Source organism: Candidatus Benthicola sp. (genome assembly GCF_058719085.1).
On record NZ_JBZQEK010000182.1, the window covers coordinates 1 to 9,365 of the forward strand.

At 66.4% G+C, this 9,365-nt stretch carries 9 protein-coding genes; all 9 read left to right on the forward strand.

Translation table 11 applies throughout. The annotated features are described in order from the left end of the window. The coding region (locus AC36XV_RS12920) for a M14 family metallopeptidase (RefSeq protein WP_492204099.1) at positions 1-1,783 on the forward strand (1,783 nt) is incomplete at its 5' end. 121 nt (positions 1,784-1,904) lie between these two features. Continuing rightward, a complete protein-coding gene (locus AC36XV_RS12925) occupies positions 1,905-3,011 on the forward strand; it encodes a serine hydrolase domain-containing protein (protein WP_492204100.1) in 1,107 nt (368 codons plus the stop codon). Positions 3,012-3,137: 126 nt separating this feature from the next. Next, positions 3,138-4,850 carry a serine hydrolase domain-containing protein gene (locus AC36XV_RS12930; protein ID WP_492204101.1) on the forward strand — a complete coding sequence of 571 codons (1,713 nt, stop codon included), beginning with the start codon at positions 3,138-3,140 and terminating at the stop codon, positions 4,848-4,850. Positions 4,851-4,974: 124 nt separating this feature from the next. Further along, positions 4,975-5,475 (forward strand): RidA family protein, encoded by a 501-nt coding sequence (locus AC36XV_RS12935; protein WP_492204102.1) that lies wholly within the window; start codon positions 4,975-4,977, stop codon positions 5,473-5,475. A 275-nt stretch (positions 5,476-5,750) separates the two neighbouring features. Next, positions 5,751-5,963: a transcription antiterminator/RNA stability regulator CspE gene (gene cspE / locus AC36XV_RS12940; RefSeq protein WP_492204103.1), complete on the forward strand. Its 213-nt coding sequence runs from the start codon at positions 5,751-5,753 to the stop codon at positions 5,961-5,963. A gap of 182 nt (positions 5,964-6,145) precedes the next feature. Then, positions 6,146-6,568, forward strand: a complete 423-nt coding sequence (locus AC36XV_RS12945; RefSeq protein ID WP_492204104.1) for a hypothetical protein — start codon at positions 6,146-6,148, stop codon at positions 6,566-6,568. A 146-nt stretch (positions 6,569-6,714) separates the two neighbouring features. Further along, the gene (locus tag AC36XV_RS12950; RefSeq protein WP_492204105.1) at positions 6,715-7,212 is read left to right on the forward strand and encodes a hypothetical protein; all 498 of its coding nucleotides are present in this window, start codon (positions 6,715-6,717) and stop codon (positions 7,210-7,212) included. Positions 7,213-7,427: 215 nt separating this feature from the next. Beyond that, entirely contained in the window at positions 7,428-8,612 is a 1,185-nt protein-coding gene (locus AC36XV_RS12955; protein ID WP_492204106.1) for a glycoside hydrolase family 18 protein, read from the forward strand. A gap of 43 nt (positions 8,613-8,655) precedes the next feature. Then, complete coding sequence (locus tag AC36XV_RS12960; RefSeq protein ID WP_492204107.1) at positions 8,656-9,198, forward strand: DJ-1/PfpI family protein; 543 nt, start codon at positions 8,656-8,658, stop codon at positions 9,196-9,198. Positions 9,199-9,365 lie beyond the last annotated feature (167 nt).

Genomic DNA, 9,365 nt, shown 5'->3' on the forward strand with positions numbered 1-9,365 from the left:
AACAAGGACTCGGAAAGACCAGGGTCGGACCACCCTGCGGGTGGCGAACGCCCTCCTGGCGGCCGGCGCGGCCGGGCTGTTTCACCTGGCCTCGCCCGTTCCCGCAGCGGCCCAGGCGGGGGGGCTCGCGGCACTCGGTGCGCCGCCAGATCCGAAGGTGCCCGTCACCTGGGACCGGTACTACGACCATGCGGCGGTGGGAGACATCGGTCGTAGACTCGAGAACGCCTACCCGGATCGCTGCCGACTGAGCTCGATCGGGGACAGCTACGAGGGACGCGAGATCTGGCTGATCACCGTCACGGACTTCGGCGTCGGCGAGGCGGACCGGAAGCCGGCCATGTACATCGACGGCAACATCCACTCGAACGAGATTCAGGGGCAGGAGATCGCGCTCTACACCGCCTGGTACCTGTGCGAGATGGCCGACCGGGTCGAGTGGATCTCCGATTTGCTCGCGGAGCGCACGTTCTACATCGTCCCCAGCATCAATCCCGACGGCCGGGAGGCCTTCCTCACCTCGCCCAACACCCCGCACAGCCCTCGAAGCGGCGTGGTGCCGCGAGACGACGACGGCGACGGGCTCGTCGACGAGGACGACTTCGACGACCTGGATGGGGATGGCCACATCACCATGATGCGCCGAAAGGACCCCAACGGCCGGTGGATCGTGTCGCCGGAGGACCCGCGTCTCATGGTCCGCGCCCGACCGGACGAGCCGGGCGACTACGAGATCCTCGGTTTCGAGGGCTTCGACAACGACGGAGACGGCCAGGTCAACGAGGACCGGCCGGGGTACTACGACCCGAATCGGAACTGGCCGTGGCGCTGGCAGCCACAGTACGTGCAGTACGGCGCCGACGCCTTTCCGACCTCTCTGCCCGAGACGCAGGCGGTGGTGCGCTTCGTCCTCGACCATCCGAACATCGCCGGAGCGCAGACCTATCACAATTCGGGCGGGATGATCCTGCGCGGGCCCGGCGTACCCGACGACGAATTCCAGCCCGAGGACGTGCGGACGTTCGATCGCCTCGGCGAGGTGGGTGAACAGATCCTGCCGGGATATCGCTACCTCGTCGTGTGGAAGGACCTCTATCCGGTGTGGGGCGGCGAGCTGGACTGGTTCTACGGCGGACGCGGGATCCTCACCTTCAGCAACGAGCTGTGGACGGCGTTCAACTACTTCCGGAGCGGACCGGACGATGAAGACCGATCCGACCGGTACGATCGGCGCGACTACCGCTTCGATCGCCTCCTCCTGTTCGGCGAGGCGATCGTGCCGTGGACGCCCGTCGAGCACCCCACGTACGGGCCGATCGAGGTCGGAGGGGTGAAGAAGCAGTACACGCGGGCCATCCCGGGCTTTCTGCTCCCCGAGGAAGCGCACCGCAACATGGCGTTCACGCTGTACCAGGCGCACCAGATGCCGCTGGTGAAGGTGGACTCGATCGCCGTGCGGTCGCTGGGCCGTGGCCTCACCGAGGTCACGGCGATCGTCGCCAACAAGCGCCTCGTCCCCACGCACACCCAGCAGGACCGCGAGCACCGGATCTCCCGCCCGGACTGGATCACCCTTTCGGGTGGTGACGTGGTGGCCGGCTTCGTGGTGGTCGATCCGCTCCAGGGCACAGCCGTCGAACAGAAGCGCCGGCCCGAGAGAATCGAGGTGGAGTCGATTCCGGGCATGGGCACCGTGACCGTGCGCTGGATCGTTCGCGGATCCGGACCGTTCACCGTGACGGCGGACTCTCCCAAGGGAGGCGTGCACTCTCTGCGACGGTAACGCGGCCCTGCGGTCGCTCAGCGACCGGCCCACCCCGCGTGTTCTGGGGGATACATGGAGGGCCGATCCCGCCGGCCGGCGGTCGGGAGGGCGGTGCCCTCCACGGACTGGGGAGGTGGACGTGAGGCAGACGGTTCGACTGCAGGTGCTCGCCGCAGCGCTCCCGGTTCTGATGGCCTGCAGCTCCGCGATGGAGCCCGAGGACCCGACCGACATCGCGTCGTGGATGGAGCTGTACGACGTACCCGGTGCCAGTGTCGCGGTGATCAACGACTTCGCCATCGACTACGTCGAGGTGCACGGGGTCAAGAGCGAGGCGACCGGCGAGCCGGTGGTGGAGAGCACGCTCTTCCAGTCCGCGTCCATGAGCAAGACGGTGTCGGCGGCGGCGGTGATGAGCCTCGTGCAGGATGACGTCGTCTCCCTCGACGTGGAGATCAACGACTACCTCACGTCGTGGACTCTGCCGGACAATTCACTCCAGAATGACCAGAAGGTCACCCTGAGGCGGCTGTTGAGCCACACGGCGGGGACCACCGTCAGCGGTTTCCGTGGCTATCGCTACACCGAGCCGCTGCCGACCCTCATCCAGATCCTGGAGGGCGAGCCGCCGGCTAACTCGCCGCCGGTCGTGGTCACCTACGTGCCCGGGAGCGAATGGCGCTACTCGGGCGGCGGCTACGAAGTCATGGAGCAAGCCATTCGGGACGTCACCGGCACGAGCTATCCCGAGTTCGTGCGGGAGCGAGTGCTCGAACCGGTGGGAATGACGAGCAGCACCTATGAACAGCCGCTTCCCACGTCGATGCGGGCCTCGGCGGCCTCGGGCTACTACGCCGACGGGACGCCGGTGCCCGGCGGACACCACATCTATCCCGAGATGGCCGCGGCCGCGCTGTGGACGACGTCGGCGGACGTGGCCCGCTTCCTCATCGAGCTGCAGCTCTCCCTGCGTGGACAGTCCAACCGGGTGCTGAGCCGCGAGAGCACCGAGATACTGCTCACCGAGGTCCGGAATCATTATGGTCTCGGGATCAACCTGTGGACCCTTCACGGTCAGCCGTATATCGGGCACTCCGCGGCGAACGATGGCTTCCGGGGGCGAATGATCGCCCACATGACGCGGGGAAACGGCGTCGTGATCCTCACCAACAGCGACAACGGCAACCTGCTCGCCGACGCGGTCATCGAGCTGATCGGCAAGCGAGAGGGGTGGAGCGGCTTCTAGTCACTCCTCGTCGGCCGCGCGATTCCGTCCGGCCCCGTCCGCTGTCAGGCCCCGTTCCGGTTCATTAGCTTCGGTCCGAGTCGAACCGCACTCGCAAGTCACAGCGTCCCCCTGGAGCGAGCATCCATGCGATACCGGATCGTCCGTGCCACGCGCGCCGCAGGAATCCCGGTGCTGGTCAGCCTCGCATTCGGAGGCGCCGGCCCCCTCTCCGCCCAGCAGGTGGCGCACGTCGACGACGTGCGCGATGCGGTGAATGACGTGTTCGCGGAATACGATCACACCGATACGCCCGGTTGTGCCCTCGGTGTCATCCGGGACGGCGAGATCGTCTACGCCCGCGGCTACGGCATGGCGAACCTGGACTACGGAATCGCGATCGATCCCCGCAGCGTCTTCCGCATCGGCTCCACCTCGAAGCAGTTCACCGCCGCGGCGATCGTGCTGGCCGCGCAGGAGGGCTCGCTGTCGCTGGACGACGACATCCGCGACTGGCTGCCCGAGATCCCCGCCTACGGGACTCCGATCACGATCCGCATGCTCCTGAACCACACGAGCGGGATCCGCGACTACTTGACGCTCGCCGAGCTCTCCGGCCTGCGGGACGACGACTGGTACACGGATGAGGAGGCGCTCGCCCTCATCGCGAGGCAGCAAGGCACGAATTTCGTCCCCGGCTCCGAGTACCTGTACAGCAATTCGGGCTACTTCCTCCTGTCGCAGATCCTCCGCCGGGCGACCGGCCGGTCCCTGCGGCAGTACGCCGAAGAGAAGATCTTCGAGCCCCTCGACATGGAGGACACGCACTTCCACGACGACCACACGGAGATCGTCCCCCACCGGGCCAGCGGGTACGCGCCGGAAGGTGAAGGCTTCCGGATCAGCCAGACGACGCTGGACATGGTCGGGGATGGAGGCGTGTTCACGACGGTCGAGGACCTGCGCAAGTGGGACGAGAACTTCTACGATCCGAGGGTGGGCGGCGCGCAGCTCGTGGCGGCCCTCCTCGAGCGGGGCATCCTGACGAACGGCGACACGCTCGACTACGCGCTCGGGCTGATCCACGACGACCATCGAGGGCTGCCGGTCGTGTCCCACGGAGGCGCCTTCGTCGGATATCGCGCCGAGATGATCCGGTTTCCCGAACAGCGTCTCAGCGTGGCGACGCTCTGCAACGTGTCGAACGCCGACCCGACATCGCTCGCGTTCGACGTCGCGGACCTGTTCCTGGCAGACTTCCTGGAACCGGAGGAAGAGCCGGCTGCCGGAGAACAGACGGCCTCGGACTCCGAGCCGATCGCGCTTTCGGAAGCGGAGCTGTCGCGGTGGGCCGGCCTCTACCGGGACGAGGGCGACGACGGCTACCTGAGGCTGGAGGTGCGGGACGGCGCTCTCACCGTAGCCGTGGGTCCCGGATTCCCTCTCATCCCGCTCGCGAGGGATCGGTTCCGGCTCGACGTCGCACCGATCGAGATGCGCTTCTCCGGAGAGCCGGGAGAGCGGAGGTTCGAGCTTCGGCGGCCGAGCGGCACGGAGGCCTTCGTCGAAGTCGAGCCGGCCGTGCTCACGCCCGCCGCGGCGGCGCGCTACTCCGGCCGCTATCGCTCCGCAGAGCTCGGAACGGACTACCGGATCGAAGCCGACGGGAACGTGCTGATGCTGACACGGGGCCGGGGCGACCCCGTCACCCTCCTGCCGACGGTGCAGCATGAATTCACCGTCGACGGCGAGGTCCTGACGTTCGAGCCCCCTGACGCCGCGGGCATTCCGGAAGCGTTCACGATCGACGCCGGACGGGTGCGGGGGATCCGTTTCGATCGGATCGAGGACGACCGCTGAGGATCCGTTCGAGGATACGGCGGACGCCGCTCGCTCGTGCGGGCCCTTCCCCGCCGTCGTCGTATTGGCGTTCTTGGTCCGTTTGGATCCGATCGGGTGCACCCAACTCTGGAGGAGAACGAGGATGAAAAGGCAGTGGCTGCTGGCTTCCATCGGAGTCGCCACGCTGTTCGCGGGCGGCTGCTCCGCGCCGGACACGACTCAGACGGCGCAGGCGCAGGAGTCGGCCGTCGCGGACGAGCCGGAGTATTTCTACCTGCGACCGGAGGTCGAGAAGGCCTACGGATACACCCATGCCGTGAGGATCGGGAACGACATCAAGATCTCGGGCGCCGTCAGCATGGACGATCAGGGGAACCCGACGGCCGTGGGGGACCTGGAACAGCAGATGAAGAACGCCTACTCCGACCTCGAGAGGGTCCTCGAACACTACGGGTACACGTTCGAGGACGTCATCGTCGAGAACGTCTACACCACGGACATGGCCGGCTTCCTCGCGGTCGCGGCGTACCGCAGCTCCATCTACACGACCCGGTTTCCGACCGGAACGTGGGTCGAGGTCAAGGGGCTGGCCCTCCCCGAGTTCATGATCGAGATCGAGCTGGAGGCGCATCGCTCGGAGTGAATCGCCGTCGAAGCCAAGCGGTCGTCGCAGCTTCCGGGTGAGGCTGACGATTGACAAACGGAGCCGAAGCGGCGATGTTCCCCCCGTCCGGCAGGGTGCCGGGCACAAGCGAGCACGAGTCACAGAACGTGGTGGGAAGCCTGTCTGAGACGGCTTCCCTCTTTTTTGTTGGCTTCGGCGCGCGTCCCGGCGCGGGGGAAGAGACCGCGCGAGAGTCATGAGTCGGCAGGTACGGATCATCCGCACTCCGACGAAGACCGATCAAAGGAGAAGGAATGATGCGTACCAAGGGAACGGTGAAGTGGTTCAACCCGGATAAGGGCTTCGGCTTCATCACGCCGCAGGACGGCAGCAAGGACTGCTTCGTCCACCATTCGGCGATTCAGGCCGAGGGATTCAAGACGCTGAACGAGGGAGACATCGTCGAGTTCGACGTGACGCAGGGGCAGAAGGGCCCGGCCGCGGAGAACGTCGTCGTCGTTTCCTGACGCGAGGCGGATTCCGGACGGAAAGGGCCGCTCCCAAGGGGGGCGGCCCTTTTCTTATGTGGACCGGTCGTCACTCTAACGGAACCGACCTCCGGTCCCTCTGAGCTGGTTCAGGCCCCGCCGAGGTCCGTCTTTGGTTATGTTGTACCAGACGGCATTACTTCAGCAGGGACGGTACAACGGTGGGTGAGCAGGAGAAGCAAGGCACGATCGAGACGCGATCGGGCACGTGGGAATGGACGGTCAGAACACTCAACTCGCGCTCCAACCGAAAACCGGCGGGCAAGGCCCTCGGATTCGAGGACCCGACCAACGCCATCAACACGATGACGGTCACGCTCGAACCGGACCACGATCAGATCAAGGCCAATCTGGTGGAGCAGCTCTCTCTCGCTCCGCGTACTCGACGGTTCCGGGGACCTTCGGGACTGGTATGGATCGCGCACCCGGCTGGCGAGGCAAAGAACGCCGAAGGCAAGTCGGTCCGCCAGGTATCTCTCCACAACCTGAAACACGATTCGAGAGTCGTCGATCTTCCGGCGAATCGCACGCTGGGAGACCTGAAGAGCGAGGAGCTCGCCGAACTGGTCAAAATCGATCGATAGGCGGTTGTGACGGTTCGGGGCGCTCGCGGCGGGTACCAGGCTCCGGCGGGTCGAGGCCGCATTGACGTCGTCGAGAGCCTGACACTTATTGGAGCGTGGGGTCCGGGTGGCGGTGCGGAACAGCTCACTCACTCGGAGTTGCCCGAATGCGCTTCGCCAGACAGGTCGGAATCGGTGTCCAGGCAGGGTTGCTCGCCGGCGGCGTCGTTGCCGTCACCTTCTTCGTCGCCGACCTCGCTCGATTCGCCCCCCTGTCCACCCCGGTGGCACTGAGCGGAGGCCTATTGGGATCCACCGCCCAGAGCTTCGAATCTCCTCTCTTTCTCAGCGGCCTCGCGCTCCTGTCGTTCGGCGGGCACCTGGCGGGCATCACCCTGATTCACTTTCTGACCTTCGCGGCTCTCGGAGCCGGCGCCGTGCTCGTCTGCCGTGCCTGCGCCACGCCGCTCAACGTGTGGACCGCGGCCGTGTTCGGGCTCGTTGTTTTCTCCCTGACCTTCTACGCAGCCACCTCGCTGACCGGTGCCGGACAGGTGGTCGAGCTTCCGGGACTCCGGAGCGTCCTCCTCGTCAACCTGCTGGCCGGCGCGGTCATGGGAGGATACTTCCAATGGGCCACCCGGCGAGCCGTGCCGACGGGCTGAGCGCCGGGGCGATGTTCGTGACGACGATGCCGGAGCTGGAGCCGCTCCGGAGCGACCCGCGCCATGCAGCCCTGCTCGAGAGAATGAATCTTCCCTGAATCGGACTCGAGAAGAGCCGGCAGACGTGTCCGGTGTGGTGCCCGCGCCACTCTTGCTCGCCGCGCAGCGCGGAGCGATCGTTACGTACCTCGCCCGGTCAACTTCGGAGGTGCTCCATGTGGTCGCTCCGCTCGTATCTCCCCCTGCTCATCACGCTCGGTCTCACCTTCGCCGCCTGCACGGACGACACTCCAGCCGAACCGATGACGGAGGCCCAGTTCGCGAAGGGCGGGAAGAAGGGAGGCGGGGGAGGAGGAGGCTCGTCACCCCCCGTCGCGGATGACCCGGCGCCGATCCGTGTATACGGCGCATGGCACTGCAGCGACGATGCCTGTTCGTGGGGCACCGTGCGGGACATCGACGAATTCGGCCAGAAGAACTACTGGCTGATCGACCGGGGCGACGGCAGCGGACGGCCGTCCGTGAACCTGGTGGTGCTCAGCTTCGTGAATCCTCTCCAGCTGCTGGAGGGAACCACGAACGCCGATCCGCTGAACGGTATACCGAGGGGGATGACGCAGGAGATCGTCGACTACTTCAAGGCCGCAGGGATTCGCGTCATGCTGTCGATCGGCGGCATCACCTACGTGGACGACTGGAACGAGGCGCTGGCCACCGATGCCCGGCAACTGGGACTGAACGCCGCCGCGGTGGCGACAGCGCTCGGCGTCGGCATCGAGATCGACTACGAGGAGAACGCGAATCCCGATCTCGCGGGTCTGCAGGAGTTCATCGACGCCTACCGTTCGGTGCACGAGTACGACCCGACCGGGGATGACCATGCGGCGCGCCTCACGATCGACCTCGCAGCGGGCGATCGCTGGCTCATCGCCCTGACGCGCCACGCCACCTTCCACTGGCTCGACCCGGCGAACCCGGTCCTGGACTACGCGAACGCCATGGTCCCGAACCGCCAGCCGGGCTCGGCGGCCGATGCGATCGCCAACTGGTACGAGCACATCGAAGGAAAGCCGCGGTACGACCCTCCGATTCTGCCGCTCGCGCCCGCCAAGTTCACCGGCAGTCTGTACATCGTCACTGGACGGAAGCCGGCCCCCGAGTGCACGGACTTCGAGAACTCGCTGCAGAAGGCGACGGCCGACTTCGTCCGGCGCGTGGAGCCGAACCCGGACGGGCCGGGAAGCTCCTCGGGGATGCTGGGTTTCATGTTCTGGGCCGCGGAGAGCCCATCGCCGAGACGGATCTCTACGGCGCCCCCGAACTCGTGTGAAGGGGGCGTCGGAGGGGGTGCGAGCACGTTTGACATCGAGGTGCCCATGCATAGGCTTCCACAGGAGTAGGCGGTCCACCCACAGCCGGAGAGGAGCCGTGAGCCGAATCCTGATGCTGGTCGGCGATTTCGTCGAGGACTACGAGGTCATGGTGCCGTTCCAGGCGCTGCAGATGCTGGGTCACACGGTCGACGCCGTGTGCCCGGACAAGAAGGCCGGACAGAGCGTCAAAACGGCCGTGCACGATTTCGAGGGAGACCAGACGTACTCGGAGAAGCCGGGCCACAACTTCGTGCTCAACGCCGCCTTCGCGGATGTCGATCCGTCTTCGTACGATGCGCTCGTCGTACCGGGAGGGAGGGCGCCCGAGTATCTCCGGCTCGACGATCGCGTGCTCGAGATCGTCCGTCATTTCATGTCCGGCGACAAGCCGGTCGCGGCCATCTGTCATGGCGCCCAGCTGCTCGCCGCCGCGGGAGTGCTGGAGGGCCGGGAGTGCTCCGCCTATCCGGCCTGCGGGCCGGAAGTGAAGGCGGCGGGTGGGACCTACGTCGAGAAGGACTGGCCGGAAGCACACGTGGAGAGAAACCTGGTCACCGCCCCGGCGTGGCCGGCGCATCCGGCGTGGCTGGCCGAGTTCATCAAGCTCCTGTAGGAATCGAGGTACAGCCGAAGGCAGCGAGCCGTTCCTCTCACGTCTCGACCGGGTTGCGACCATGAGCGAATCAGCCCCGACGAAAGCCCCCACCGTCGAGCTCGCCCGTCATCTCGGGCTGTTCGAGGCCACCATGATCGGTGTCGGCGCCATGATCGGCGCCGGCA